The sequence below is a fragment of the Halorubrum sp. SD690R genome, from assembly GCF_005435035.1.
GTDB lineage: Archaea > Halobacteriota > Halobacteria > Halobacteriales > Haloferacaceae > Halorubrum > Halorubrum ezzemoulense.
In genome coordinates this window covers 34,361-59,767 of record NZ_SGTV01000001.1, presented here as the reverse complement: position 1 = coordinate 59,767, position 25,407 = coordinate 34,361, and the positions used below count along the sequence as shown (strand labels likewise).

Annotated in this window: 31 protein-coding genes and 2 tRNA genes; 17 read left to right on the top strand and 16 right to left on the bottom strand. The window is 71.2% G+C overall.

All coding sequences use genetic code 11. From position 1 onward, the window contains the following. The first annotated feature begins 66 nt into the window (after window positions 1-66). From EXE41_RS00330 to EXE41_RS00315, 4 genes are all read left to right on the top strand, one after another. Window positions 67-570, top strand: a complete 504-nt coding sequence (locus tag EXE41_RS00330; RefSeq protein ID WP_137689989.1) for an Hsp20 family protein — start codon at window positions 67-69, stop codon at window positions 568-570. Window positions 571-693: 123 nt separating this feature from the next. After that, window positions 694-1,107 carry an Hsp20/alpha crystallin family protein gene (locus EXE41_RS00325; protein ID WP_137689988.1) on the top strand — a complete coding sequence of 138 codons (414 nt, stop codon included), beginning with the start codon at window positions 694-696 and terminating at the stop codon, window positions 1,105-1,107. A 66-nt stretch (window positions 1,108-1,173) separates the two neighbouring features. Continuing rightward, a complete protein-coding gene (locus EXE41_RS00320; protein ID WP_049931436.1) occupies window positions 1,174-1,806 on the top strand; it encodes a protein-L-isoaspartate(D-aspartate) O-methyltransferase in 633 nt (210 codons plus the stop codon). A gap of 49 nt (window positions 1,807-1,855) precedes the next feature. Beyond that, window positions 1,856-2,656 carry a protein-L-isoaspartate O-methyltransferase gene (locus tag EXE41_RS00315; RefSeq protein WP_137689987.1) on the top strand — a complete coding sequence of 267 codons (801 nt, stop codon included), beginning with the start codon at window positions 1,856-1,858 and terminating at the stop codon, window positions 2,654-2,656. A 26-nt stretch (window positions 2,657-2,682) separates the two neighbouring features. Here EXE41_RS00315 and EXE41_RS00310 read toward each other — a convergent pair whose 3' ends face one another. Continuing rightward, window positions 2,683-3,159, bottom strand: coding sequence for a carboxypeptidase regulatory-like domain-containing protein (locus EXE41_RS00310; protein ID WP_137689986.1), 477 nt, complete (start codon window positions 3,157-3,159; stop codon window positions 2,683-2,685). A 143-nt stretch (window positions 3,160-3,302) separates the two neighbouring features. Between EXE41_RS00310 and EXE41_RS00305 the strand changes: the two genes are divergently transcribed. The 4 genes from EXE41_RS00305 (at window position 3,303) to EXE41_RS00290 (ending at window position 5,666) form a co-directional block, all read left to right on the top strand. Further along, window positions 3,303-4,472, top strand: a complete 1,170-nt coding sequence (locus tag EXE41_RS00305; RefSeq protein ID WP_394348101.1) for an ATP-binding protein — start codon at window positions 3,303-3,305, stop codon at window positions 4,470-4,472. A 42-nt stretch (window positions 4,473-4,514) separates the two neighbouring features. Further along, on the top strand, window positions 4,515-4,916 hold the full coding sequence (locus EXE41_RS00300) for a CrcB family protein (protein ID WP_089308024.1): 402 nt from the start codon (window positions 4,515-4,517) through the stop codon (window positions 4,914-4,916). Further along, on the top strand, window positions 4,913-5,275 hold the full coding sequence (locus tag EXE41_RS00295) for a CrcB family protein (protein WP_049931441.1): 363 nt from the start codon (window positions 4,913-4,915) through the stop codon (window positions 5,273-5,275). Before EXE41_RS00300 ends, EXE41_RS00295 begins: the two co-directional genes overlap by 4 nt. A gap of 76 nt (window positions 5,276-5,351) precedes the next feature. Next, entirely contained in the window at window positions 5,352-5,666 is a 315-nt protein-coding gene (locus EXE41_RS00290; RefSeq protein WP_049931442.1) for a hypothetical protein, read from the top strand. Window positions 5,667-5,727: 61 nt separating this feature from the next. On the opposite strand, the gene cca is transcribed toward EXE41_RS00290, so the two are convergent. Next, the gene (gene cca / locus EXE41_RS00285; RefSeq protein ID WP_086216291.1) at window positions 5,728-7,176 is read right to left on the bottom strand and encodes a CCA tRNA nucleotidyltransferase; all 1,449 of its coding nucleotides are present in this window, start codon (window positions 7,174-7,176) and stop codon (window positions 5,728-5,730) included. A gap of 160 nt (window positions 7,177-7,336) precedes the next feature. Here cca and EXE41_RS00280 point away from each other — a divergent pair. Beyond that, window positions 7,337-7,409, top strand: a tRNA-Asn gene (locus tag EXE41_RS00280). A gap of 328 nt (window positions 7,410-7,737) precedes the next feature. Continuing rightward, a tRNA-Ile gene (locus EXE41_RS00275) sits at window positions 7,738-7,812 on the top strand. Between the two features lie 205 nt (window positions 7,813-8,017). Here the strand turns inward: EXE41_RS00275 and EXE41_RS00270 are convergent. Together EXE41_RS00270 and EXE41_RS00265 are read right to left on the bottom strand one after the other, a co-directional pair. Continuing rightward, on the bottom strand, window positions 8,018-8,881 hold the full coding sequence (locus EXE41_RS00270; RefSeq protein WP_137689984.1) for a TIGR01548 family HAD-type hydrolase: 864 nt from the start codon (window positions 8,879-8,881) through the stop codon (window positions 8,018-8,020). Window positions 8,882-8,977: 96 nt separating this feature from the next. After that, the gene (locus EXE41_RS00265; protein ID WP_137689983.1) at window positions 8,978-9,478 is read right to left on the bottom strand and encodes a UPF0146 family protein; all 501 of its coding nucleotides are present in this window, start codon (window positions 9,476-9,478) and stop codon (window positions 8,978-8,980) included. Window positions 9,479-9,517: 39 nt separating this feature from the next. On the opposite strand from EXE41_RS00265, the gene EXE41_RS00260 reads away from it, so the two are divergent. The 3 genes from EXE41_RS00260 to EXE41_RS00250 all read left to right on the top strand — a co-directional run bounded on the left by EXE41_RS00260 (window position 9,518) and on the right by EXE41_RS00250 (window position 11,656). Next, window positions 9,518-10,039 carry an archaemetzincin family Zn-dependent metalloprotease gene (locus tag EXE41_RS00260; protein WP_049931446.1) on the top strand — a complete coding sequence of 174 codons (522 nt, stop codon included), beginning with the start codon at window positions 9,518-9,520 and terminating at the stop codon, window positions 10,037-10,039. 112 nt (window positions 10,040-10,151) lie between these two features. Then, window positions 10,152-10,451 (top strand): DUF6432 family protein, encoded by a 300-nt coding sequence (locus EXE41_RS00255; RefSeq protein ID WP_049931447.1) that lies wholly within the window; start codon window positions 10,152-10,154, stop codon window positions 10,449-10,451. A gap of 47 nt (window positions 10,452-10,498) precedes the next feature. Continuing rightward, window positions 10,499-11,656 (top strand): aminomethyltransferase family protein, encoded by a 1,158-nt coding sequence (locus tag EXE41_RS00250; protein WP_094553276.1) that lies wholly within the window; start codon window positions 10,499-10,501, stop codon window positions 11,654-11,656. Window positions 11,657-11,681: 25 nt separating this feature from the next. On the opposite strand, the gene EXE41_RS00245 is transcribed toward EXE41_RS00250, so the two are convergent. The 9 genes from EXE41_RS00245 to EXE41_RS00210 form a co-directional block, all read right to left on the bottom strand. Then, complete coding sequence (locus EXE41_RS00245) at window positions 11,682-12,857, bottom strand: inorganic phosphate transporter (protein ID WP_049931449.1); 1,176 nt, start codon at window positions 12,855-12,857, stop codon at window positions 11,682-11,684. After that, on the bottom strand, window positions 12,857-12,985 hold the full coding sequence (locus EXE41_RS19845; RefSeq protein ID WP_254921732.1) for a hypothetical protein: 129 nt from the start codon (window positions 12,983-12,985) through the stop codon (window positions 12,857-12,859). The genes EXE41_RS00245 and EXE41_RS19845 overlap by 1 nt, the downstream gene beginning before the upstream one ends. Window positions 12,986-13,396: 411 nt before the next feature. Beyond that, window positions 13,397-13,930: a metallophosphoesterase gene (locus EXE41_RS00240; RefSeq protein WP_137689982.1), complete on the bottom strand. Its 534-nt coding sequence runs from the start codon at window positions 13,928-13,930 to the stop codon at window positions 13,397-13,399. A gap of 312 nt (window positions 13,931-14,242) precedes the next feature. Continuing rightward, window positions 14,243-15,226, bottom strand: coding sequence for a replication factor C small subunit (locus tag EXE41_RS00235; RefSeq protein ID WP_086219969.1), 984 nt, complete (start codon window positions 15,224-15,226; stop codon window positions 14,243-14,245). 49 nt (window positions 15,227-15,275) lie between these two features. Further along, on the bottom strand, window positions 15,276-15,530 hold the full coding sequence (locus EXE41_RS00230) for a hypothetical protein (RefSeq protein WP_176450635.1): 255 nt from the start codon (window positions 15,528-15,530) through the stop codon (window positions 15,276-15,278). 44 nt (window positions 15,531-15,574) lie between these two features. Continuing rightward, window positions 15,575-16,498: a DUF5995 family protein gene (locus tag EXE41_RS00225; protein WP_137689981.1), complete on the bottom strand. Its 924-nt coding sequence runs from the start codon at window positions 16,496-16,498 to the stop codon at window positions 15,575-15,577. Window positions 16,499-16,579: 81 nt separating this feature from the next. Continuing rightward, on the bottom strand, window positions 16,580-17,524 hold the full coding sequence (locus EXE41_RS00220) for an electron transfer flavoprotein subunit alpha/FixB family protein (RefSeq protein ID WP_137689980.1): 945 nt from the start codon (window positions 17,522-17,524) through the stop codon (window positions 16,580-16,582). Further along, window positions 17,524-18,312: an electron transfer flavoprotein subunit beta/FixA family protein gene (locus EXE41_RS00215; RefSeq protein WP_049931454.1), complete on the bottom strand. Its 789-nt coding sequence runs from the start codon at window positions 18,310-18,312 to the stop codon at window positions 17,524-17,526. Before EXE41_RS00215 ends, EXE41_RS00220 begins: the two co-directional genes overlap by 1 nt. Window positions 18,313-18,459: 147 nt before the next feature. After that, window positions 18,460-19,740: a hypothetical protein gene (locus EXE41_RS00210; RefSeq protein WP_137689979.1), complete on the bottom strand. Its 1,281-nt coding sequence runs from the start codon at window positions 19,738-19,740 to the stop codon at window positions 18,460-18,462. 186 nt (window positions 19,741-19,926) lie between these two features. Between EXE41_RS00210 and EXE41_RS00205 the strand changes: the two genes are divergently transcribed. Beyond that, window positions 19,927-21,303 carry a hypothetical protein gene (locus tag EXE41_RS00205; RefSeq protein ID WP_137689978.1) on the top strand — a complete coding sequence of 459 codons (1,377 nt, stop codon included), beginning with the start codon at window positions 19,927-19,929 and terminating at the stop codon, window positions 21,301-21,303. Between the two features lie 144 nt (window positions 21,304-21,447). Next, entirely contained in the window at window positions 21,448-21,894 is a 447-nt protein-coding gene (locus tag EXE41_RS00200) for a type IV pilin (protein WP_086215919.1), read from the top strand. A gap of 27 nt (window positions 21,895-21,921) precedes the next feature. On the opposite strand, the gene EXE41_RS00195 is transcribed toward EXE41_RS00200, so the two are convergent. Further along, on the bottom strand, window positions 21,922-22,611 hold the full coding sequence (locus EXE41_RS00195; RefSeq protein ID WP_137689977.1) for a methyltransferase domain-containing protein: 690 nt from the start codon (window positions 22,609-22,611) through the stop codon (window positions 21,922-21,924). 114 nt (window positions 22,612-22,725) lie between these two features. Between EXE41_RS00195 and EXE41_RS00190 the strand changes: the two genes are divergently transcribed. Then, on the top strand, window positions 22,726-23,523 hold the full coding sequence (locus EXE41_RS00190) for a DUF6663 family protein (protein ID WP_137689976.1): 798 nt from the start codon (window positions 22,726-22,728) through the stop codon (window positions 23,521-23,523). Window positions 23,524-23,554: 31 nt separating this feature from the next. Here the strand turns inward: EXE41_RS00190 and EXE41_RS00185 are convergent, their stop codons facing one another. Next, window positions 23,555-24,529, bottom strand: coding sequence for a C-terminal binding protein (locus EXE41_RS00185; protein ID WP_086215917.1), 975 nt, complete (start codon window positions 24,527-24,529; stop codon window positions 23,555-23,557). Window positions 24,530-24,772: 243 nt separating this feature from the next. Between EXE41_RS00185 and EXE41_RS00180 the strand changes: the two genes are divergently transcribed. Next, window positions 24,773-25,048, top strand: a complete 276-nt coding sequence (locus EXE41_RS00180; RefSeq protein ID WP_049931522.1) for a hypothetical protein — start codon at window positions 24,773-24,775, stop codon at window positions 25,046-25,048. 65 nt (window positions 25,049-25,113) lie between these two features. Here the strand turns inward: EXE41_RS00180 and EXE41_RS00175 are convergent, their stop codons facing one another. Further along, complete coding sequence (locus EXE41_RS00175) at window positions 25,114-25,395, bottom strand: helix-turn-helix domain-containing protein (protein ID WP_004598013.1); 282 nt, start codon at window positions 25,393-25,395, stop codon at window positions 25,114-25,116. Window positions 25,396-25,407: the final 12 nt, after the last annotated feature.

Below are 25,407 nucleotides of genomic sequence, written 5' to 3'. Positions count from 1 at the left end.
TCGGCGCGCCGCCGTCCCCGCCTCCGCCAGTACGTTCAAGACGCTCCGTCACGAATCCTGACCTGTATGACCCGACGCGATCCCTTCGACGAGATAGAGGAACTGTTCGAGCGGATGGGCCGCGAGTTCGAGGAACTCGGCGGCACGCTGGAGGGCACCGCCCCCGAGGTCCCGCGGTTCCCGGGGGCCCGCGACGTCGACGTCGACGTGGTCGAAGACGACGAGGCGATCACCGTCGTCGCCGACCTCCCCGGATTCGACGCCGACGACGTCGACGTCGAACTGCGCGACGACGCGCTCGTTATCAGCGGCTCCCGCGAGGAGTCGAGCGAGTTCGATGTCGCCGAAGAGGACGGTGCCGACGATCCGGACGACGGCGAGAGCGGTCCGGCCGACGTCCGCTACCACCGGCGCGAGCGCCGGCGCAACTCCGTCTCCCGTCGGGTTCCGATCCCCGAACCCGTCGAGGCCGACGCGGCGGCGGCCTCCTTCGACGCCGGCGTCCTCACCGTCACACTCCCCAAGCGCTCGCCCGACGACGACCGCGGGCACACGATCGACGTCAGCTGAGCCGCGCTCGCGTCGTCAGGTGTGACACGGGGTGCGCCGCGGCCGGGATACCGGAATCCGCCGCCGCCGCGAGATAGCACGCGTCAGTCGCTATTTAACACCTCACGGCTCCTCTCTGTCGGTATGAACACGACGAATCCCTTCGACGAGATCGAACAGTTCCTCGGCCGCACCCCCCTCGGGGGCGAGCGGGCTCGGGGCCGCGACCTCCGGACCGCCGACATCGACGTCGCCGAGTACGCCGACGAGTTCGTCGTGATGGCCGACCTCCCGGGGTTCGATCGCGACGAGATCGACGTCCAAGTCCGCGACGACCGGCTCGCCATCACCGCCGAGCGCGACGCGGAACGCGAGGACGCAGACCGGCGATACATCCGACGCGAGCGGCGCCACGAGTCCGTCACTCGGACCGTCGGCCTGCCGACGAACGCCCGTCTCGACGACGCCACCGCGACGTACCGGCACGGTGTCCTCACTGTAACGGTCCCGATCGATGTCCTCGACGCGGACGAGGGACGCCGGATCGACGTGAACTGATCCGCCCGGCTCGACCCCTGCCTCTCCGCCGATGCTTTCTCCACGCACACTGTGCTATCGACTCACATGAACGACGGCGACCGCACGGCCGAACGACGCGACCTCGTGAGCGCGCTCCGACGGCGTCTCGACGTGAGCGAGCAGACGCTCTCGGCGATCGGAGCCGTCCCCCGCCACGAGTTCGTTCCCGAGGCGCATCGCGAGTCGGCGTACGCCGACCGGCCGCTCCCGATCGGCCACGACCAGACGATCAGCGCGCCGCACATGGTCGCACTGATGACGGATCTCCTCGACGTCGAGCGCGGCGACCGCGTCTTCGAGGTGGGGACTGGCTGCGGCTACCACGCCGCGGTCGTCGCCGAGGTCGTCGGCCCGGGGAACGTCCTCTCCGCCGAGCGGGTCCCGGAACTGGCCGCCGCCGCCCGCGAGCGCCTTGCCCGTCTCGGCTACGACGTGGCCGTCGCGGCCGCCGACGGCCGAGAGGCGTTCCTCGACGAGGCTCCGTTCGACGCCGCTTACCTCACCTGCGCGGCGCCCGAGGCGGTTCCGGACGCGGTCGTCGACCGTGTCCGGGCGGGCGGCCGCGTGGTCGCCCCCGTTCGCGAGGGTGGTCGCCAGCGGCTCGTCCGACTGACGCTCCGCGAAGGCGGGATCGACCGCGAGGACCACGGCGGCGTGCGGTTCGTCCCGATGCGATAGTCGGCCCGCCGAACGCACGGTTTTAGAGGACCGAGTCCCGAGACTGCGCATGGACGACGCGTCGCTCAGGGCGGACATGATCGAGGGGCTCGAACACCAGATCGGCGAGCCGATCGAGCCGCCCGTGCTGACCGCGCTTCAGCGCGTCCCGCGCGATCCCTTCGTCGACGACTCGCCTCGCGGCGGCGCCGTCGACGGCGACGACCCGCACTCGCTCTCGCTCCCGACGCTGGTCCGTCTCGTCACCGCGCTCGACGCCGCCGAGGGCGACTCGGTCCTTGTCGTCGGTGCGGGGATCGGCTACTCGGTCGCGATGCTCGCCGAGATCGCCGGCGCGCGGCGCGTCCACGCGGTCGACATCGACCGCGCCGCCGTCGCCGCCGCGCGGTCGAACCTCGACGCGGCCGGTTACGGGGCGGTCCTCGTCGACCGCGCGGACGGCGCCGACGGGCTCCCCGCGTACGCGCCGTACGACCGGATCCTCCTCGAAGCCGCCGTCCTCGAGCCGCCGCGTTCCCTCAGGGACCAGCTCGCACCCGACGGGCGAATCGCCTACCCGCGCGGCGCCGGCGTCCAGACGGTCGCCGCGATCGAGCCGTCCGCCGGGGGTCCCGACGCGGGCGACGCCATCGCGTCCGGCGCCGGTACGGACGACGATCCGGCGCCTGACGGCTTCGAAACGGTCGAGACGCACGGGCCGGCGCGGCTCCAACCGATGCTCGTCGACGGCGAACAGCCCGGAACGGAACGGAACCGAACTCGGCGGGAGGACGCGGAGCGCGCCGAGCGCAGCCGGCAGCGACGGCACGGCTGGGAACAGGACTGGATCGACTGGGACAGCCGGCTTTAACCGACTCTCCTCCGCCGCTCGCGGCGTCACTCCTCGACGACGAGCACCTCGGTGTTCCCCCGCTCGTCGACGTAGTCGCCCTCCGCCGGCGGCTTGATGTCGATCGCGAGCGTCCCGTCGGCCTGGTTCGGCCCGAGTTCCGGCTCGACGTCGACGGTCGCGACCCCGTCCTTGTTCGTCTTCGCGGTGACGACGCCGTCGATCTGCGCAGAGCCGCCCCGGACGATGACCGTCGCGTCCGCGACCCGAGAGCCGTCGGGGTCGACGACGGCGACGTCGACCGACTGCTCGCCGGGCGTGGTCACCTCCGGCTGGGGCTGCGCGTCGAGCTCCGTCGCGGCCAGCCCGTCGATGTCGCCGATCATCCCCATCATCACGCTGAGGCTGGCGACGCCGACGACGAGCGCGATGACGAGGCGGACCGGGAGCCCCTCGATCGCGCGGGCGTCGGTGCTGAACGTCCGGCGGTTCGCGGTGCGCGAGTCGTGTGTTCGATCGGACATACGCCGCGCTGGCCGCGGTATCTGATATAAACGATCGGACGATCCGGGCGGCGCCGCGGCGGACGCCCGAGAGACGCGCCCGACGACCGGGACCCGATCCGGCTCCCGGTGCTTTTTGTCTGATGCCGAGGCAACCCGGCCGCGTGTACGTACTCGGCCGCGACGACGGGACCGACCGTACTGAGGGGGCTGACCGCGGCGACTGCGCCGACCTCCGTGACAGTGCTCACCGCGACGGTGACCGTCCGCCTCACACCGCTCGGATCGGCTCTTTCCTCGCCCGCGACGGCAGCGCCGGCGCTCCGGTCGGCGTCGACCTCGGCCGCCCACACGCGGGCGTCGTGTTCGGGAAGCGCGGCACCGGGAAGTCGTACACCCTCGGCGTTCTCGCCGAGGAGCTGGCGGACGCAGGCGGTGTCGCCCCGGTCGTCGTCGACCCGATGGGCGTCTTCGCCGGCCTCGAAGCGGCCGGCGGACGGACCGTCGACCCCGCGGTCCGTCCCGCCTCGATACCGCCGTCGGCTTGGCCGAACCTCCTCGGCCTCGCCCCGGCGAGCGGCCCCGGAACCCTCGTCTGGCAAGTCGTCGCGGACGCGGTCGACGACGGATCTGGAGAGGCGACGGACCGTAACGCCGCGAGCGGAACGACCCCCTCGCCGTCGCTCGCGGCGCTCCGCGAGGCGGTCGACGCGGCCGACGCCCCGGCGGAGACGCGTCGCGCCGCCGCGAACCACCTCCGGCTGGCGGCCTCGTGGGGAGTCTTCGACGCCGATGCGCCGCCGGTCGCGTCGCTGGCGGCCGACGGCGACCCCGCGGTCCTCGACCTCGCCGGCGTGCCCGACGCCGCCGCGGCGGCCGTGGTCCGCGCTGTCGCTCGCGGGCTCTACGACGCGCGGATCGCGGGCGATCTCTCCCGGCTCCCGTGGCTGCTCGTCGACGAGGCGCACGCCTTCTTCGACGGGGTGGCCGACCCCGCGCTCCGGACGCTCCTCACGCGGGGCCGCGCGCCGGGCGTCTCGCTGGTCTGTGCGACCCAGCGTCCGGCCGCGCTCCCGAGCGTCGCCGTCTCGCAGTCCGACCTGCTCGTCTCCCACCGGCTCACGGCGGCGCGCGACGTCGAGCGACTGGCGGCGGCGGAGGCGACGTACCTCGCCGGCGACCTCGCATCGCGGCTTCCCGAGGGCGTCGGCGAGGCGCTCGTCGTCGACGACGCCACAGAGACGGCCCACACGGTCCGGATACGGGAACGCCGGACGCCGCACGAAGGCGAGAGTCCGCGCGCGAGCCGGCTATCGGACCCCGAACCGCACTGACGGGTCCAGAACGCACAAGCCGCGCCGGAAATACGCTAGCGCATGGACCGAACGCCGTACGGATTTCTCCTCGTCGCGGCCGGGGGCTTCCTCGGTGCGGTCGCCAGACACGCCGTCGACGCGGGGGTCGCCGGCGTCCTCACCGCGGCCTCGTCCGGCGACCGCCTCATCGCTCTCGGCGGCGTCCCGCCCGGCGCGGGGACGCTGGTCGCGAACGTCGTCGGCTCGTTCGCCCTCGGTCTCCTCCTGACTCGCGCGTCGAGCGACCGGGTCCGGCTGCTCGTCGGGACGGGCGCGCTCTCCTCGTTCACGACGTACAGCACGTTCGTCGCCGACGCCGTCGCGCTCGGAACGACCGCCGGCGCGGGATACGTCGCCGGTAGCTACGCGGCCGGATTCGCCGCGGCCGCACTGGGGCTCGCCGTCGGGAGGCGCCGGCGATGAGCGTCTCGCCGCTCCTCGCGACGGCGCTCGTCGGCGTCGGCGGTGCGCTCGGCGCGGCCGGCCGTCACGCCGTCGGGCTCCGTATCGAGGGGCGCCGGTCGGTCCTCCTCGTCAACGCCCTCGGGAGCCTCGCCCTCGGAGCCGTCTCCGCCGCGCCGATCGGATCGGCGGCGACGCTGCTGTTCGGCGTCGGCTTCTGTGGCGCGTTCACGACGTTCTCCTCGTTCGCGGTCGGGGCCGTCCGGACGGCGAGCGAGACCGGTGTTCGCGCCGCCGCGACGCTCGCGGCCTCGAACCTCGCGGCCGCGCTGGCCGCGTTTGTCCTCGGTTCGTCTCTCGCCGTCGCGGTCGCCGGCTGACGGAGGCTCACGGCGGCCGGGCCGTTCCTCCCCGACAAGCGACAAGTACAGGCTCCCCCAGTTCCTATGCGAGTGCGTGACCGACACCGACCGCTCCGTCGACGGCGAGTCGACCGCTCCGGCCGACTCGGGTGGTCCCGCTGACGACGTTACCCCCGAGGACGTCCCCGACTTCGGCGACCTCTCGATCCTCCAGCGCGGGTTCGTCGCCGCCGCGCAGAACCCCTCGCGCGGGCTGCTGGTCGTCGGCCTCTTCGTGTTCGCGCTCGCCTTTTACGCCGCGTTCTGGCTGTCGTTCCCCGGCGCCGCCGGACTCCTCACCGCGATCGCGCTGATCGTCGTCGTCGTCGCCGCGGCCGTCTACTGGCTCCTCGACCGCCTCTCCCGCTGAGCGGCCCCCTCGCCCGGATCGCTTTCGCCCGTTTCATTGGGAACGGCTCCCCTCGACGGTCTCACGGCCGCGGCTCGTAGAACCCGCGGAGCGGTCGACCGAACGCGGGGGCGAGCGTCGCCACCGCCTCGCCGACCAACACGTCGCGGTCGGCGAACGCCGGTTCCACCTGCGCGCCGAGCGCCACGTCGCCCGCGGCGTCGCTCTCTAGGTACCCGCGGACGGTGACGAACTCCCGCTCGCGCTCGACGACGTACCGGTCGCCGTCGATGAACGGCCCGTAGGTGTCCGGGTCGACGTCGTCGACGTACGACTCGTAGAAGTTCGCGGCGTGCTTCCGCACCGCGACCGGCGGCCCGTCGTGGCGCGCGACCGCCGGTCGCTCGGTCACCTCCAGTTCCGCGTACAGCGCGGCCCGCGTCGACTCGACGGCTGCGGCGCGCTCGGGCACCTCCCGGTCGCCGCTCCCCCCGTCGGCGTCGCTCCCCCCGCCGCCGTTCCTCGTTCCCGCTGCGTCGGTCATGGCGCGCGCTCGGAGCACGTCGAACCCGTGATCGTTGAGCCCGCCGACGATCCCGTCCAGCGATCGGCGGAGCTGCGGCCACAGCTGGTCGTCGACCACGTCCGGCGCGTCGAACACGACCGCGACCGGCGTCGTTCCCCGTCGGTCGAGATGCGCTCGCACTTCCTCGGGGTCGAGCGGTTCCGGTTCGTCAGGCTCGAAGAGCGCCTCGCTCGGGGCCGCGAGCAGCTCCCGCGCGTAGTGCTGGAAGCGTGCGAGGTTCGTCGCCGACAGGACCGCCGCGACGTTCCGCGTCGGGTCCGTCGGATCGACGACGACGAGGGGATCCTCGAACGTGCGCTCGGCGTGCCCCTCTGGGTCGAACTCCACCGGGGGGTGCCAGCTCCGCGCCGACTCGACGAGCGGGACGAACCCGCCGAGCTCCAAGACGAGCAACTCCGTGAGGTACCCCGAGAACCCCTCGGTGCGGAGGTCGCTGCCGTACGCGCCGATCCCCTTCAGGAACGCCTTCGCGAGCACCACGTCCGCGGCGAGGTCGTCGTCGAGCCGCGCAGAGAGGTACGCGTCGTGGAACGGGGTGCGGTCGACCGCGGAGACCAGATCCCCCGCCGTCTCCACGTCGTGACAGGGGACGAGGTCCACGTCGAACCCCTCGTAGTTCCCCTTCACGTACGGGTGTTCGGCGTACTCCTCGTGGCCGTCGGGGAGGACCGCGTGCCCGACCGCCAGCCCGTACTCCTCCAGCTCGGCGCGGTCGAGATCTGCGTCGAACCGGACGAACAGGTCGATGTCGCGGTCGCCCGCGACCCACGTGCCCCGCGCCGTCGACCCGACTTGGACCACGTCGGCGCCGACGGGGAGGTCGGCGATCGCCTCGTGGGTCCGGTCGGTCAGTGCCGTGGCCGCCGCTCGCAGTCGCTCCCGCTCTTCCGGCTCGGGAAGGACGCGCTCGCGGACCCGTGACAGCACCGCCTCCAGATCGTCCATACCGAACGGTCTCGCGGTCCGGCCGAAAACGTGTCGGTCGGATCGGCGGCGCGGCGGGCCGACGGAGCGCCGCCGCCGTCCCGCGGTCCGGCCCGTCGGCTTCCGCGCCGTCGGGCGGAAACGAAAGCCATATCAAAAGGACGCGAGTACCCGAAAACAGGCCGAAGTAGCTCAGTTGGTAGAGCGCCTCGCTGTTAACGAGGCGGTCCCAGGTTCGAGTCCTGGCTTCGGCGCCTCCCTTCGTACGTTTCTCGTCTATGCTCTCACCAGACCGTAGTCCTATTTTGCTCGTTTCCGCTCTGACTGAGTATGCCGAATCGAAGCGAGCAATTTGCTTCACTCGAGGAGCCACAGAAGCGCGGCCAAGCGGCCGAAGCGATCGTAACTGATACTTATCGAAGATGCTGGTGACACACAGATGACTATCCGGTACGAGCGGTCAAACATAACATATCAAAAACATCAATTGGCACGAGGATTACCATCTCAACGAAACATTAGCTTCGCTTGGTTCCAACCCGATAGGATAAAGAGGAACCGAGAGACAAATCGATCCGTGGCGGGCCTTTAGCTTAGTCCGGTTAAAGCGACTCGCTCATAACGAGTTGATCGCCGGTTCGAATCCGGCAAGGCCCATTCCGGTTTTTCACCGATTCCCCGCTGTATCTGGCCGTCTACTCCTGCTGGAGCGTCACGTCGGTCGCGGTCTCGTTCGCGGGGTCGTCGCTCACCGGACCCGACGTGTCCCGGATACCGGCGGTATCCGCGATCGCCGGCGAGATCCGTCACGGAGCGGTTAACGCGGGAGGGGCGCACGGTGCCCGAGCCGACGCGACGACGACTACTCCAGTAGCCCAACCAGTTCGTTCACGTCTTCGACCACGGCGTCCGCGCCGTTACCGGCGAACTTCTCGCGCCCCGCCTCGCCGGTGAGCCCGCCGGTGAGGACGCCAACCCCGTAGTAGACGCGCGTCTCGTCAGACTCGTCGGCGTTGCGTGCGGTCCGCACGTCGTCGAGGGTGTCGCCCGCGAACGCGACCCGCCCGGCGCCGAACCGCTCGGCGAGCTCGACGAGCGCCCGCGGGTGCGGCTTCCCCTCTTCCCAGTCGTCCATCGTGAACCGCCGGTCCTCGGGCGCGTCGAGGCCGACGCGGTCCAAGGCGATGTCGGCCTCGGCCGCCGGCCGCCCGGTGAGGACGCCCACGTCGAACCGCCCGGTGAGGTCGGCGATCGTCTCGGGGTCGACGAGCGTCGGCTCGTCGTGGATGTACCCGTCGGCCTCGAACGGCGGCTCGCCCCCCTCTAACTCGCGGTACAGCTCGCTGCCGAGGTACAGCGCCTGAAACGTCTCGCGGAGCGCGTCCCGGTCCCACTGGTCGCGGACGCGGGCCTGTGCGACTCGCGGGAGGTCGCCGACGACCTCCTTGGCGGCGTCGAGCCCGCCCCCGAGCTCGCGGACGCGCTCGGTGAACTCGTCGACGTCCATCCGGAGCCCCTCGCGGCGGGCCAACACGAACAACGCCGCCGCGTCGGTCAGCTCCCAGTCGTTGTTGAACCCGCCGGCGTTCTTGAACGCCTGGACCGCGTCCGGGTCGATCGGCTTGCCGCAGACCCGGTCGACCGATTCGAGGATCGCCCGACGGTAGGAGTCCGCCACGTCGACCAACACCCCGTCGATGTCGAGGACGACTGCGTCGACCTGCATACGGGTACCCCCGACTGGCGCCCGAATGAACGTTCGGGTTCGCGGTCGGCGTCGCCGGTTCGAGCCGTGCGGCGTCCCGGTCGCCGGTCCGTTCCGTCACCGCGCGACGAACACGACAGTTCCCGACTCCGTCGACTTCCGAGAGACGTCCACGACCGGCTCCTCGAACCCGAGCGTGGTGAACAGGCAGGCGGCGCCGAGTCGCTCCGCGAGCGCGACGGTCGCCCGCTGTAGCTCCGCCGGGAGGTTCCGAGCGTACACGGCGTCGACGCCGCCGGGCGCGTCCGGAGCCTCGCCGGCGATCTCGTCGCTCGCGCCGATCCCGAGCGCGCTCTGCGCCGCCCGCTCGTCGTCGGCCGCGAGCGCCGTCACGTCCGCGGCGACGACGCGGAGCGTTCCCCCGCTCGGCGCCTGCCTCCCCGCCGCCGCGTCCTGCGCCGCATCGTTCACTTCGACGTCGATCGCGACGACCTCGTGGCCCCGATCGGCGAGCGCACGGGCGACGCCCGGCCGGCGGCCGACTCCGACCTCGATCAATCGTTCGTACCGCCCGAGTGCGGCAACGAGCGCCCGCTCCGACGGGGGTGGTCGTACCACGGCGCGGCCTTTATGACCGCGGCGTTCAAAAGCGGTTCCATGCTCGTGGACATCGTCCCGGTCGGGGAGGTCACCCCCCGAGTGAAACGGGAGGCCTCCGGTGCGCTGCGTTCCGTATACGACTGCGACGTGACGGTCCACGACGATCAGCCGATCCCCGACTCCGCCTTCGAGGCAGATAGGGACCAGTACCGCGCCGAGGACCTCATCGAGACGGTCACTCGGGTCGGCGGCGGCGAGAAGAACATCGGCATCACGCCCGAGGACCTCTACTACCGCCGCCGAAACTACGTGTTCGGCCTCGCGTACCTCAACGGCAGCGGCTCCGTCATCTCCACGCACCGCCTCCGCACCTCCTCCGACGGCGGCGTCTCCACCAAGCCCGCGGTCGACGTGTTTGGCGACCGCGTCCGCAAGGAGGTCGTCCACGAGATCGGTCACACTCTCGGCCTGGAGCACTGTGACAACAGCAAGTGCGTGATGTCGTTTTCCCCGACCGTCCGCGAGGTCGACGTGAAAGAGGAGAACCTCTGTGGCACCTGTTCGCGGATCGTCCGCTGACGCGGCGCGACCGGCGTACCTTCCCCACGATCTGTCGCCCGATACCTCTCCGGTCGCCAATCCCTCTCCGATCGCCGGTAGACGTAAAGTCCGGCCCGCACAAGGGACGGGTATGGCCGCAAAGCCGGAATACCGCGACCGGCCGGACGTCGAGGTCGCGCTGCTCGACGCGCTCGTCGACCGCGGCGACGAGGGAATGACCGTCCTCGAACTGCGCGCGGCCGTCGACGCAGACATCGACGCCGTCGAGGAGGCCCTCTCGACGCTGAAGGAGGACTCGCTGATCACCGTCGAGTCCGAGGAGCACGTTCGGGTGTACGCCCACGAGAAGGTCGTTCCGGACCCGGAGGCGCCCGACGACGACCCCTCCGAGAGCCTCGTCGACGCGATCCGGGACCGACTCGGACTGTAGCCGTCGGAGACGGCGGCCTTTTGCCCCTCGATCGCCACCGTTCGACCATGACGCTCGTCTCCGGTACCCACGACGCGCACGGCGCCGCGTACCGCGACCGCGGCGGTCGCGAGGTCGTCGACCACTACGGGAAGCCCGTCCGCGTCGGCAAGGCGGTCCGAAACGTCGCGGGCGTGATCGAGATGGGGTACGGCGTCCTCGCCGTCAGGGGGAGCGACCGCGTCGAGTTCGTGGACAACGCCGTCTCGAACCGCGTCCCCGCCGAGGACGGCGAGGGAACGTACGCCCTCCTGCTCGATCCTCAAGGCGGGATCGAGACGGACATGTACGTGTACAACGCCGACGAGCGGCTGCTCGTCTTCCTCCCCCCGGAACGGGTCGAGTCGGTCGCCGCCGACTGGGCGGAGAACGTGTTCATTCAGGACGTCGCGATCGACGACGTGTCCGACGAGTTCGGCGTGTTCGGGGTTCACGGCCCGAAGTCGACCGAGAAGGTCGCCTCCGTCCTCGGCGGACCGGGCGCGCCGGAGGGGCCCCTCTCGTTCGTCCGCGGGTCGATGGTCGACGCCGGCGTCACCGTGATCGCGACGGACGCGCCGCTCGGCGAGGAGGGGTACGAGATCGTCTGCGCCGCCGCCGACGCGGGCGACGTGTTCGACACCCTGATCAACCGCGGACTCAACGCCGCGCCGTTCGGGTACCGAACGTGGGACGCGCTCGCGACGGAGGCCGGAACGCCCCTCTTCGAGTACGAACTGGCGGGCACGGTCCCGAACGTCCTCGGCCTCCGGAACGCGCTCGACTTCGAGAAGGGGTGTTACGTCGGGCAGGAGGTCGTCTCGCGCGTGGAGAATCAGGGGCGACCGAGCCGACGGCTCGTCGGCCTCGAACTCGACGGCGTCGCCGAGGCGGTCGACGGCGTCGACCCGAACGCGGACCCGCAGGGGATCGACGCCGCGCTCCCCGCGTCCGGTGCGGCCGTCTTCGACGGTGACGAGGCGATCGGCGAGGTGACGCGGGCGGCCGTCGGCCCCGCGACGGACGTGCCAGTCGCGCTGGCGCTCGTCGGGTTCGACGCCGCCCTCGGCGAGGTCACCGTCCGCGTCGACGGCGAGGAGAGTCCGGCCACCGCCGTCGACCTCCCGTTCGTCGACGGGAGCGCGCGGTCCGCGCGGCTGCCGACGTACCCCGAGGGACGCGCCTGAGGGTGAAGCGGAGCGGCGCCGCCCGTCACGCGACGAAGTCGACCGCCGAGTAGAGGCCGAACCCGAGCACGAACGCGCCGACGAGCGACCCGATCCACGCGAGGACCGTGTACCCCATCTTCTTCCGGCTCACGCCGGCGTCGCCCGCGGCGTAGCCCGCGCCGACGATCGCCGAGACGATGATCTCGTTGAACGACACGGGGATCCCGAACGCGACGGCGGTCTGCGCGATCGCGAACGACGGGATGAGCGCCGATATCGACCGTCGCGGCCCCATCGAGGCGTAGTCCTGCGCGAGCGCCTTGATCATCCGCGGCGCGCCGGTCCACGACCCGGCCAACAGCCCGACGCCGCCGCCGACGAGTAGCGCCCACAGCGGGACGCCGACCTCGCTGAAGATCGGGACGAGCGGGCCGATCGCGAGGCCGACCTGCGACCCGCCGGCCGAGAACGCGACGAGCCCGCCCATCGCGAGCAGGAACCGCCGCTGTGCCCCCTCGCGGTCGCGGCCGAGGTCCGCGTACACGGCGACCGAAACGAGCGCGGCGATCGCGACGCTCACCGCGGCGGGACCCGCGCCGCTGCCGCCCAGCCCCGCCCCGAGGACGCTCGCCACCGACGCCTGCTGGCCGGCGGGACCGAGCAGCGCGAACCCGACGTTCGCGAGGATCGCGCCGACGACGCCGGCGAGCGCGGCCGTGAGCGGTCGCTCGGGCAGCGACTCGCCGATGAGCATGCGCGCGACGCCGTAGGCGACGCCGCCGCCGACGAACGGCGTGAGCACCCACAGCGTCGCGATCTCGGCGTACTTCGGCCACGCCGGGTCGCCGCCGAGCGCGAGGCCGACGCCGACGACTGCGCCGGTGACGGTGAACGCCGTCGCGATCGGGTAGCCGGCGAACACGCCGACTGCGACCAGCGCGGCGGCCGTGACGAGCGCGACGATGGCCGCCACGGCGGTGAGCGTCACCCCGCCGATCAGTTCGGTGCCGACCGCCTCGGTCACGTTCGCGCCCTGGAGGATCGCGCCGAGGAGCCCGAGGACGCCGACGACGAGCCCGGCCCGCATCACGGAGATTGCGTTCGCCCCGACCGCGGGCGCGAACGGGGTCGAGCCCGACGACCCCGCGCCGATCGACCACGCCATGAAGAGGCTGGCGGCGGCGGCGACGAGGAGGGTCGCGGCGGTGGCGACGACCATCAGCGTCGCCCGTCGTTGTACCCCTCGTTCAGCCCCGCCACCGTGCGCCGGACGAGGAGGAACCCGAAGAAGAACAGCCCGAGAAGACCCACCAACAGGAGTACGAACAGCGGTTGGACCGGGAGCATACGCCTGAATCCGTCGGCACGCGGTTATAAGTTTCGAGCCGAACGGTCGCGTGACCCGGACGATTCCGACGCGTTCGGGCGATCGGATCCCGGTGACTAAAACGCGTTTTTGTCCCTCAGCCACGTATATGTCGATACCCCGACTACGTGTAATCGCGACCCCCCGCTTCGGCCCTCACGCTCGAACCCGCCGGCCGACCGCCGGCTGGTCGGACTCGCACCCGCTCCCTACCCAGTCCGGTATCCCCCTCCCCGGCCGACCAGCGACCGACAGCCGGCGCCCACATCCGCGTCGATCCGGGTCTTCCACCGCTGACACGACCGTCGGCCGGCCCGGCCGTCGGCGGGGCGTCGCGATCGGTCTCTGCCGACGCGACGGCGAGCCCGATCCGCTTCTCGTGATCCGCTCCCTTACTCGCGGCTCTCGGCCCCGATCCGGAACGTCTCGAACTCCTCCCCGTCCGGCGTCACCAGTCGCCCGTCCAGACCGTCTCCGGCCTCGTCGTCCACCGGACGCAATTCCGCGTGCGCCGGCCGGTTCCCGCGCGGTTGGGCGTGGCTGCCCGGATTCAGTATCGGGAGCCCGCCTGAGTCGTCGAACCGCGGCCGGTGGCTGTGGCCGCAGATCACGGCGTCGGCGTCGCGGCCGCGACCGAGCATGACGAGCCCCGTGTCGCCGCTGCGGTGTCGGTGCGTGACCGCGAACCTGACCCCCGCGTATTCGACGGTCCGAACCTCCGGGACGCGGTCGCGGATCGCGGCGTCGTCGTTGTTGCCGTAGACCGCCCGGAGGGCGGCGGTGGTCGACTGAAAAGCGTCTAAGACCGGCTCGCGGTAGAAGTCGCCCGCGTGGATCACCAGCTCCGCCTCGCGGACCGCCTCCGCGGTCCGCCCCTGAAGCCTCGACTCCTCGCGTGCGTGCGTGTCGGAGACGACGACGAGCATACCGGGAGTCCGCGCCGGCGTGAGTTAAAAAGCGCGCTCGCCACGGCGGTGCGTGCCTCCAAGTAGCAGCCGAAGGCGGCCGCGAGGAGCACGCGCGAGGGAGTCGGTCGCCCGGAGCAGCGCGGAGGGCGACCGACGAGGCTGGGGAGGCGTGAGGCGCGGTTGCCGTGCGGGGCGGGGGTTCGGGAGTGTCCGTCGCCGCTCCGGACTCAACGACATGTAACCGAGCGGCTGGGCTTTGGAAGTGTTCGCCGTCGCTGGGTCGTCGGTACCGGATAAACAAGCGCCCGGAGACTCGAAACCGGTCTATCGCTACTCGTCCAGCGAGAGCGCCGCGAGCAGCGACTCCAACTGGACCTGTTCGTTGGCGCCCTCGGCGATCCGGTAGTCGGCCTCGCCGATGCGCTCCATGAGCCGCACCGCCTCGCGTTCGTTCAGGTCGAACTCCCAGACTGAGCGGTGGAGCTGGTCGATCACGTCGCCGCCGGCCATCCCCGTCTCCGTGAGCAGCGTGTCGAGCGTCGAGCGCGCGCGAGCGAAGTCGCCCTCCAGCGCGTCGGTCACCATCGACTCGATCTCCTCCGGGCGGGCGGTCGCCGTGATCGCGTACACCGCCTCCTCGTCGACCACGTCGCCCGTCGTCGCCGCCGCCTGAAGCGAGTTGATCGCGCGGCGCATGTCGCCGTCGGCCGCGTACACCAAGGCGTCGACTCCGGCGTCGGTCACCTCGATCGACTCCGCGGACGCGATCTCGCGGACCATCCCGCCGACCGCCTCGTCCGACAGCGGCGAGAACCGGAAGACGGCGCAGCGCGACTGGATCGGGTCGATGATCTTCGACGAGTAGTTACACGAGAGGATGAACCGGGTGTTGTCGGAGAACTGCTCCATCGTGCGGCGGAGCGCCGCCTGTGCATCATCTGTAAGGCTGTCGGACTCGTCGAGGAACACGATCCGGAAGTCGCCGCCAAACGACGAGCGCGCGAACCCCTTGATCCGGTCGCGGACGACGTCGATGCCGCGTTGGTCGGAGGCGTTCAGTTCGAGGAAGTTGCCGCGCCAGTTGTCCTCGCCGTAGATCTCGCGGGCGATGGCGGTGGCCGCGGTCGTCTTCCCGACGCCCGCGGGCCCCGAGAAGAGCAGGTGCGGCACGTCGTCCTGCGCGATGTAGCTCTGGAGCCGCTCGACGATCTCCGATTGCCCGTGGATGTCGTCGAGCGTCTGCGGCCGGTACTTCTCGATCCAGATCTCCCGGCCCGTCGCGGTCGCAGCCGGCTGCTCGTCGGCCTCGCTCATTGCCCGATCCGAGGGTCGGCGGGGTGATAAACGAACCGAGACCGGGCTCTCACTCCGCCCGCAGCAGCCGCTGGAGCTCGTACGCGAACACCCAGACTCCCATCAGCACGCCGACGGGGACGACCACCGCCGCGATCTCTCGCGACACCGGCAGTTCCGCGACGTCGATGAGCAGGTGCGTCGTCGTCGCCGCGATCTGCGCGAACAGCTCGTACTCCTCGCGGATCGCGTCCGTCAGCATCGACCCGACGACGAGGGTCACCATCGCGGCGACGCCGTGGACCGTCCCCCGGATATGTGGCATAGTCGTCATATCCGCGAGGACCGTCATCAGTGTTTCTCTCGTCGCTACATCCGCCGTCGGACCGCCTCGCGGAACGCGCTCGCCGCGTCGCCGCCGTCCTCCGCCTCTCGCAGGCGCCCCGTCGCGTCGGCGTCTACATCCGGCGCGAGGGCGGCCGCCGCGGCGCCAGTCGCGACGGTCTCGGCGCGCCAGTCGACGTATCGCTCCCCGAGCCACGCCGGGAGGTCGGCGCGTAACACGGCGTTCCGCCAGGCGAACTCCCGAGCGCCCTTCAGGCCGAGCAGGGCCAACCGGTCGTCGAGGGGATCGAGCAGCCGGTCGACCCCGGCGATCCCGACCGCGGCGTACGCCTCGACGAGGACGTCCTGCACGGTCTGGACGAGCCGGGCGAGGATCGCGTTTATGCGGTCGTGGTCCTCGCGCTTGACATCGCGGTCCGGGTCGATTTCGACCTCACCGAGCGTGTACGTGAGGTCGTAGGTGATGTGCGCGTTGATCGCGAGCAGGGCGTCCTGCGCGACAAGCGACTCGCCGCGGACCGCGGCGGTGAAGGCGATCAGCCACGGTCGCGGGAGCGACTCGAACGCGCGGCGCTCGAACGCCGCCAGCGCCCGGCGGTAGCGCTCCGCGAAGGCGACGAGGTACGACGCGGCCCACTCCGGGTCGACGAACGCGCCGTCGTCGATCGCGGTCCGGACGGTCGCCGTCATCCGGCTGTACACCGTGAGAAACACCGCGCGCCGGTCGCCGCGCTCGCGGAGGTACGACTCGGTCCGCGCCAGCCGCTCGTCGACATCGGCGACGGACGCGAACGGGCCCGAGACGATCTCGAGGAGGCCCGGATCCGGCTCCTCGTCGGCTAGGGCCGCGGCCGCGCCGTCCGCCTCGATGTCGACTGTCCGTCGGACTCCGGCGAGCAGCGCCTCCGCTTCGTCGACGGTCGGAACGCTGGTGCGGATCGGGATCATCGTGACGAGACGGCGAACGCCGTCAGAACGTTCGGTACTCCGCCGCGATACAAGAGCGTTGCCGCCGGCTCCGGGGTCTGCCTACGCGAACTCGTCGATGAGTTCGGGCACCACGTCGAAGAGGTCGCCGACGATCCCGTAGTCGGCGATGTCGAATATCGGCGCGTTCGGGTCGGTGTTGATCGCGACGATCGTGTCCGACCCCTTCATGCCGGCGACGTGCTGGACCGCGCCGGAGATGCCGACCGCGATGTACACGTCCGGCGTGACGACCTTCCCGCTCTGTCCGACCTGCCGGTTCTTCGGCAGCCAACCGTTGTCGACGATCGGTCGAGAGGCGGACAGCGTCGCGCCGAGCGCGTCCGCGAGGTCCTCGATGAGCTCGATGTTCTCCTCCTCCTCGATGCCGCGGCCGACCGAGACGAGCACGTCGGCGTCCGCGATGTCGACGTCGCCGCCGCCGACCTCCTCGAAGCCGGTGACGCGGGCTCCCGACTCGGGGAGGTCGATGTCGGCCGCCTCGACCGTCGCGTCTCCGACGCCCTCCGCGGGCGGCCACTCGCCGCCCCGGACCGTGAGGACGAACCGGTCGCCCTCGACGTCGACCGTCGTCTCGACCTTCGAGCCGTACATCTCGCGGGTGACGGTGAGCCCGTCGTCGTACTCGATCCCGACCGCGTCGGTCACCAGCGGGACGCCGAGGCTCTCGGCGAGGGCGGGCGCGTAGTCGAGCCCGTTGACGGAGTTCGGCAGCACCACCGCCCCGGCGTCGACGCGGTCGGCCAGCGTCGAGGCCGCCGCTCGGTAGGCGTTGTGGTCGAACTCCTCGCCGTCGGCGACGGCGTGGATCGCGTCGACCCCCTCGCGGTTCAGCTCCTCCGCGAAGGCGTCGACGTCGCCCGCGACGACCGCCACGTGGAGGTCGACTCCCCGCGCGTCGGCGAGCTCTCGGCCGGCGGTGATCGCCTCGTACGAGACGTCGCGGAGCTCTCCCCGGCGGTGTTCGGCGGCGACGAGCACGCTCATTACGCGCTCACCCCCTTGTCACGGAGGACCTCGGCAAGGCGACCCGCGGACTCCCCGGCGTCCCCCTCGATGATCTCCGCGTCCGACTCGCTCTCCGGCTCGTACATCGAGGTGAGCGTCAGCGCGCTCTCGACGTCCTCGGCCGTCAGCCCGAGGTCGGACAGCGCCTTCACCGCTATCTCCTTCCGCTGTGCCTGCCGGATCCCGCGGAGGCTCGCGTACCGCGGCTCGTTGAGCCCGGTCTGGACGGTCAACACCGCCGGGAGGTCGACGTCGGTCAGCTCCTCGACCCCGCCCTCCAGCTCGCGGTGGACGTGGGCCACCCCCGCGTCCGCGTCGACATCGAGGTCGTTGACGACCGCGGCGTGCTCGAAGCCGATCCGCTCCGCGAGCGCGACGCCGGTCGCGCCGAACCCGGTGTCGGCCGCCTGGACCCCCCCGAGGATCAGGTCCGGCTCCTCCTCCGCGACGACCGCCTCGAACAGCTCGACCTTCGAGGCGACGTCGGCGAACCCGCCGTCCAGCGCGTCGTCCCAGACGCGGACCGCGCGGTCGGCGCCCTTCGCGAGCGCCATCCGGATCGTCTCCTCCGAGCGCTCCGGCCCGACGGTGACGGTCACGACCTCGTCCGCGATCCCGGCCTCGGCCAGCTGGACCGCCGCCTCGACGGCGTAGTCGTCCCACTCGTTGAGATCGTACTCGAGATCGGACTCGGCGATGTCGGTCCCCTCGATCGCGAAGTCGTCGTCCGCCTCCGCGACCTCCTTGACGGTCACCAGAACCTTCATGATCGTTACTCGGTCGCTCGCCCTGTAATGGTTTTCGGAACGGGCGAGGACGGACCGGCGGTTTCCGCTTCCACGGGTCAGCGCTCGGCGCTCGAACGGGCGCTGTCGCCGCCGTCGCTGTCTCCTCGCTGTCGCCGCCGCCTCCGCCTACTCCTCGCCGTCGCTGCCCGTCTCGTCCTCGCCGTCGGGCAGCGAAATGAGGTTCTCGCGGCCGAGTCGGAGCTTCTCGACGCGCCCCTCGTCGGCCATCGCCGAGAGCAGCTGCGAGACCTTCGCGTCCGACCACCCGGTCTCGGCGACGATGTCTGCCTGCCGCATCCGGCCGCCGTTCTCGTCGAGGAGCCGCTCGACGCGTTCCTCGTCCGAGAGCAGCGAGAGGTCCGGCCCGTCGTCGCCGTCCTCCCCCTCTCCGACGGAATCGCCGGGGTCGTCCCCCGAACCGTCGTCTTCCGGACCGCCGTCGCCGGCACCGATCGGCTTCCGGTCGGCGCCGCCGGGGTCCGCGGTCTCGGAGGTCGCGGCTGACTCGTCCGAGACATCCTCCTCTGCGGTGATCCGGCGGTACCCGACGACGCTGCCGGCGATGAGCGTGGCCCCGAGCAGTATCGCGGCCGCCAGCATTCCCCACGGAGCGCCCGCCCCGGCGGGCTCGTACACGATCCGTACCGGGTCACCGCTCTCGAACGTCTGGGGGCCCTCGATTATCACGTCGCCGTCGGAGAGCTGCGTCACGGCGGTGCTCGGCGTTCCGGTGACGGCGTACCCCTCCGGCGTCGCCACCTCCAGGGTCTGGCTCGCCTCGAGGCTACGCAGCCACGTCTCGTTGCCCGGCGTCGTCAGCGCGTCCCCGAGGATCAGGCTCTCGCCGTCCTGTGCGAGGAACTCGGTCCAGGTGAACCGCAGGCGGAACTCACCGACGGCGACGGCGTCTTCGGTGGCGACGTCGAACTCGCTCGGGTCCTCGTACACCTCGACCTCCCGCTCGACGCCCTCGATAGACATCGACCGGTCGACGGTGCGGCTCGCCTCCCGACGGAATCCCTCGAACAGCGCGGCGTTCGGCCCGATCTCGCCGCCGCGGAAGCGCTCGCCGGCCGTGCGGAACACGTCGGTCTCGTTCTCGTCGGCCAGCGAGTACCGCACCGCGACGGTCCAGTCGGCGCTCCGGTCCGGGTTCAACGCGAGTCGGATACGGGTCGTCGACGGCGAGGTGATCGCGTCGTCGGTCTGTTGGCGAACCGCTGATTCCCCGCCGAGAGACCCCCGAACGTCGGTCGAGCCGTCGAGCGGCCCGGCGTGGTTCGGGGCGACCTCCGCGTCGAGGGGAGAGGGGGCCGTCGTCGCGCCGGTGACCGCGCCGCCGGCGCTCGCGAGCAACGCGAGCGCGACGATCGCGACCAAGAACGCGCGCAAGGCGGGGTTCCGCATACGTCTCCGGCCACTCGCGCGCCGGGCAAAACGCTTTCCATACGCTGTTTTTCGACGGGAAACGCGGTCGAACTCCCACTCACGTCCGCGGCCGGACGTGCCGTCGACCGCGACACCGACCCGCACGGCGCCGGTGACCGACCGCAGTGGGTGGATTTTTTGTATCGCGGGGCGAACCAGCAGACGATGAGAGCCCTCCCGATCGCCGCGGTCGCGGTCCTGCTGCTCGTGGCGCCGGTCGCCGGCGTCGCCGGCCCCGGCGTCGCCGCCTCCGACGGCGCTTCGCCCGCCTCAGAGCCGGCGCGGCCCGCCGCCTCCGTCCCGCCTTCCGGCCCGGCGCAGTCCGTTGATCCCGTCTCGCCCTCCACATCCCCGTCACGGTCCGTCGATCTCGCCTCCTCGGCGGATTCCCCGTCGACCCCCAGCCAACTCGCGCCGCAGATCGAAACGGCGAACCTCACGCTCCGGACGCTCTCGACGCCGTCGGGCGCGGCGACGCGCGTCAGCACGTCCACCCGGGGCCCCGACCTCGGATCGTCGCTCGGGTTCGCGACCGCCGACGCCGACGCCGCCTTCGAGACGGCGGCCGTCGTCGACCGGATCGAGCGCACCGAGACGAACGTCGAGCGCCAACAGCAGATCCTCGCGGAGATCAACCGCGTCGAGCGCGCCGAGGTGGCGCTGTACCGTCGCCAGTCGGAGGCCTTCAGCTCGCACGCCGACGGCGAGATCACTGACCGCGAACTGCTCGACGAACTCGTCCGTGTGGCGGCGACCGCTAAGGAGTACGACGAGCGGCTCGACGCGATCGACGCGCTCGCCGACGCGACGGAGGACTTCAGCTCTCCCGGTCGGCTCGACGAGCTTCAGGTGGCGCTACAGGTGTACGAGGGGCCGGTCCGCGACCGCGCCCTCGCCATCGCCCGCGGGCAGTCCGCCCCGAGCGACATCTACGTCGCGTCGAGCCAGGGCGCCGTCGTGCTCGCGACCGTCGTCGAGGACGAGTACGTCCGCGAGGTCTTCCGCACGGGCCGCTGGGACCGCGGCGGCAGCGACATCTCGAACGACGCGGCCATCGAGATGACCGAGGCGGCCTACCCTGAGACGGCCGCGCTCCGCCAGCCCGACGCGTTCGGCGCGGGCTCGGTCCAGCGTATCACGATCCCGCACGAGTTCGGCACCCTCCAGACGTTCGTCAGCGGCGGGACGGAACAGGTGTTCGTCGAACACCAGCGGGTCGGCCTGACGGCGTTCCCCGACAGCGAACCGGTCACCGCCTCCGGCGACGGGTTCAACGTCACCGTCGAGCGGACCTACCCCGGCGGCCCGGTGACCGTCACCGTCCTCGACGACGAGACGGGTGAACCGGTCCCCGATGTCACCGTCACGAAGTCCGTCGGCGGCGGAGACAGTCGGGCGATCGGCACCACCGACGGGGCCGGCGTCGTTCGGACGCTCTCGCCCGCCGAGCTGTACCGGATCACGGTCGTCGACGAGCCGTACGTCGTCGTTCTCGACGACATCGAACCCCTGACGACCCCGAGGCCGGTCGGCGACGAGTGACCGGTCGGCCGGGTCGTCTCCGCCGGTCCGGACCGCCCGTTCCGGCCCGCGTTTCCGCCCCCGCTCGCCGCCGCCCGGGCCGACCCTTTTGTACGGAACCGCCGCAGGACCGCCGTGCCACCAGCCGCTCGTCGCCGCCGGGGAATGGCGCCCGTCGCGGGCGTGCTGCTCATCGCGATCACGGTCGTGCTGGCCGGCGGCGTCGCGGCCGCCGCGCTCGACGGTCCCAGCGCGACGGTGCCGCCGTCGGCGGTGCTGTCGCTGTCGGCGACCGACGATCGGATCGCGATCGATCACCGCGGCGGCGACCCGATCGACGTCTCGGCCGTGACGATCCGCGTCAGCATCGACGGCGAACCGCTCGACGAACAGCCGCCGCTCCCGTTCTTTTCGGCCGCCGGGTTTCACCCCGGGCCGACCGGTCCGTTCAACGCCGCCGGCGACGACACGCTGCGCGTCGGGGAGACGGCGACGTTCCGCGTCGCGGACACCAACGATCCGACGCTCGAACCCGGCCGGACGGTCACCGTCGACATCACGGCCGACGGGCAGCCGGTCGCGTCGCTGGAGGCGTCCGTCGAAGCGGGCTGAAGCGGGCACGACGCGGGAACCGCGCTCTCACTCGGCGTCGGGCGCCGAGGGTTCCGCGTTGGCGGCGGTCGAACCCGACCCGTCGTCCGTTCCGTCGTCGCCGGGAACGCGAGCGACGGTCGTGATCGCTCGCGGACTCTGCGGCGTCGCCTGCTGGATGTGGTGTTCGTACTCCTCGTAGCCGGCGGCCTCGAACATCCGGTCGGCCTCGTCGGCGTCGTAGAACAGCATGATCGCGTCGGCCACCCGCTGGAGGATCGGGTTGTTCGGGTAGTCCGGACCGACGACGAGCACCTGTCCGCCGGGCTTCGCGACGCGGCGGAGCTCGCGGAGCCCCTCGACGGGATTCGGCCAGTACTCGATCGAGCCGGACGACCAGACCACGTCGAACGCGTCGTCGCGGAACGGGAGCCGCTCGGCGTCGCCGCGATAGAAGTCGACGCGGTCGTGTTTCCCGAACTTCTCGAACGCCTTCTCCATCTGGTGGACGCTCTGGTCGAGGCCGTGGACGTCGTCGGCGTGCTCTAACAGTCCCTCGGTGCCGAACCCGGTGCCGCAGCCGACGTCGAGCACCGTCGGGTCGTCGCCGAACTCCAGCCACGAGAGCGCCTCGGCGCGCATCTCCTCGTTCCAGTTGAAGCGGTTGATCTGGTCGTACACCTTCGAGAGGTACTTGTAGAAGAGCCGGGCGTTCGACTTGTCCTCGAGGATCCCCATTTACCGGTTCATTGGGCCGCCCGCCCCATAACGACACGGATCCGCGGTCGGCCGACGCCGGTTTCGGCGCCCGCTTCCGACCGTCTTTTCCGCCCGCCACCCGTTCTCTCGGGCATGAACCCGACGACGAGCGGCCGGTTCCGCGTCCACGACCGGCGCCAGCGGCCGGACATCGACGACGACGCGGCTCGGAGCGGCGTCGACGACGCCGAGGAGTTCGTCCTCGTCGAACTCGCCGACGAGCCGGTCGATCCGACGGACCCCGACGCCGCGGACCGGTACGACCCGCTGTACGCCACCGCCGAGGGATACGACGGCGACCTCGCGGACGCCGTCGACGCGCTCCGTCCCGGCTTCGTCGTCGACGCGACGCTGGCGTGGACCGACGGCTCCGCGCGATTCCGCGGGGTCGAGGTCGTCCGCGAGACCCGGTTCCGCTTCGCCGACGACGTGGAGGGGATGTTCGAGGCGGCCGTCGAGACGTGGCGACAGATCCGCGCGGACGGCGAGCCCGTCGGCTCGATCACGACCCGGTCGAACGACGGCGATCCGAACGGCGCGCTCTACCTCTTCGCCGATGCGCCCGGCAGCGACACCTTCGAGGAGGTCCGAACCGGGCGGCTCCCGATCGAACCGCTCGTCGCGCGGGTGAACGACTCGCGGGACGACGACGACCCGCGGGAGGTGTTCGTGCTGCGCCCCGCGGAGTACGAGTTCGTCGCCGTCTACGTCGTCTTCGACCGCGACGGCGTCCTCGCGCAGACGGTCCGCGACACCTACGACCTCGGGGTCGGCTTGGCTGCGGGGCTCGACGCGAACTATCCCGACGGTGACGGCGGGAGCGACTCGCCGGTTCTCGACGAGGCGGGCGACTCGGACGACGACGACTTTGACGCCCTCGACCGCCTGTAGACGGAGCACCTGCGCCGTCGACGGCGCCGAACTACAGCCAGTCCGCGTCGGGGTCGACCCGGCCGGCCGGCGTCTCGCCGTTGAGGACGGCCGCCACGTCCGCCGCGCCGCTCCGGTTGAGGTCGTCCTTCGCCTCCTCGCTGTACCACGCCGCGTGCGGCGTGACGACCGTGTCGTCGCGCCCGACGAGTGGGTCGTCCTCCGGCGGTTCCTCGGCGAGCACGTCGAGGCCGGCGGCCTTGATCTCGTCCGCCTCCAGGGCGTCGAGCAGCGCGTCGGCGTCGACGACCGGACCGCGACTCACGTTGACGACGACCGAGTCCTCGTCGAGGCGCGCCAGCGCGTCAGCGTCGACGATTCCCCGGGTCGCGTCCGTCAGGGGGGCGTAGACGCCGACGTGGTCGGCCCGGTCGAACAGCGCCTCGAAATCGACCTCCTCGACGCCGTACTCGGCCATCTCGTCGGCACCGACGAACGGGTCGTACGCGACGAGGTCCGCGTCGAACCCGGAGAGCTGCTCGGCGGCGCGCTGCGCGATCGGCCCGAACGAGAGCAGCCCGATGGTCGACGCGCTCACGCGCCGGATCGGCGCGCCGGCCTCCCAGCTCCACCCGCCGCCCGCGACGGCGTCGTCGTACGGCTTCAGCGACCGCAGGCACGCGAGGAGCAGCGTCACCGAGTGCGTCGCGACCTCGTCGGTACAGTAGTCCGGGACGCGGGTGACGGTGACGCCGCGCTCCGCGGCCGCCTCCACGTCGATGTTGTCGACGCCGACCGCCGACCGGACCACGACGTCGAGGTCCGTGGCGTCGAGCGCCGCCTCCGTGACGGGCGTGTTGATGTCGGTGACGACAGCGTCGGCCCCCGAGGCCGCGTCGATCAGCCGCTCGGTCGAGCCCAGCTCCGCGACTTCGATCTCGACCGGCTCGTCGACGGCGTCCGCGAGCACCTCGCGGTACGTCTCCGGGTCTATCATCGGGAACGCGGACAGCACCAGTTTGGCCATACGCCTCCTCTCCCGCCGATCCACTTTACGACTGTCACTGACGCTGTCAGGCCTTCATACGTCCGTTTCGATCGTGTAGGATATCCTCTCCCCGTGTCGTCGAGGCTCGGTCAACGGGCCGCCCGTCCGCTTCGAATCGGCCTCGTCGCCCCCCGCTTCCGGGGGCCTCGGTCGCGTTCCGATGACTCTTTGCGGCCGCCGACCGTACGGCTACCCGTGAGCGAGGACAGTTCGAAGCCCCCGATGCTGGTTCTCCTTGAGTCGCTGTCGTTCTACCGCAACGTCCGAGTGGGGGCGGCGGCTGGCGCGCTGCTCGCGGTCCTGCTGTACCTCGTCAGGACCCTCGAACTGCTCGGACCCGTGATCGACACGCGCGAGTACCCGCTTTTCGGACCGGACGTCTGGTTCCTCCTGCTGGCGTTCGTGCTGGCGGCGACCTCGGCGCTGTCGGTCGCGGTCGTCCTCACGATCGCGACCGCCGTCAGCGGCGCACGCGGCGCGGAGCGTCCGGAGTCATAGGGACCGCATCGGGCCGCCGCGAGAAGGGGGGCGATCGGAACCGCACCGACGATCTGAAGATCCCGTCAGTCGGCCGTACAGGAGGCCTCGCTCTCGTCGGCGGTGAACTCCTGAGCCGGCTCCGTGAGCTTGTAGAGGTTCTGCCTGGCGTCCGCGAAGTAGACGTCCTCGTCGACGACGCCGATCCCCTCGAGCCGTTCGAGCGCGTACCGGACGGTGCGGGCCGACAGCATCGACTCTTGGACGATCCCCTTCTGGGTCAACGGTCCGTTGTACTCGAGCACCTTGAAGACGAGTTTGGCGCTCGGCGGGAGGTCGTCGAGGCCCTCCGTTTGAGTTCCTTCCATCGTTACGATTCG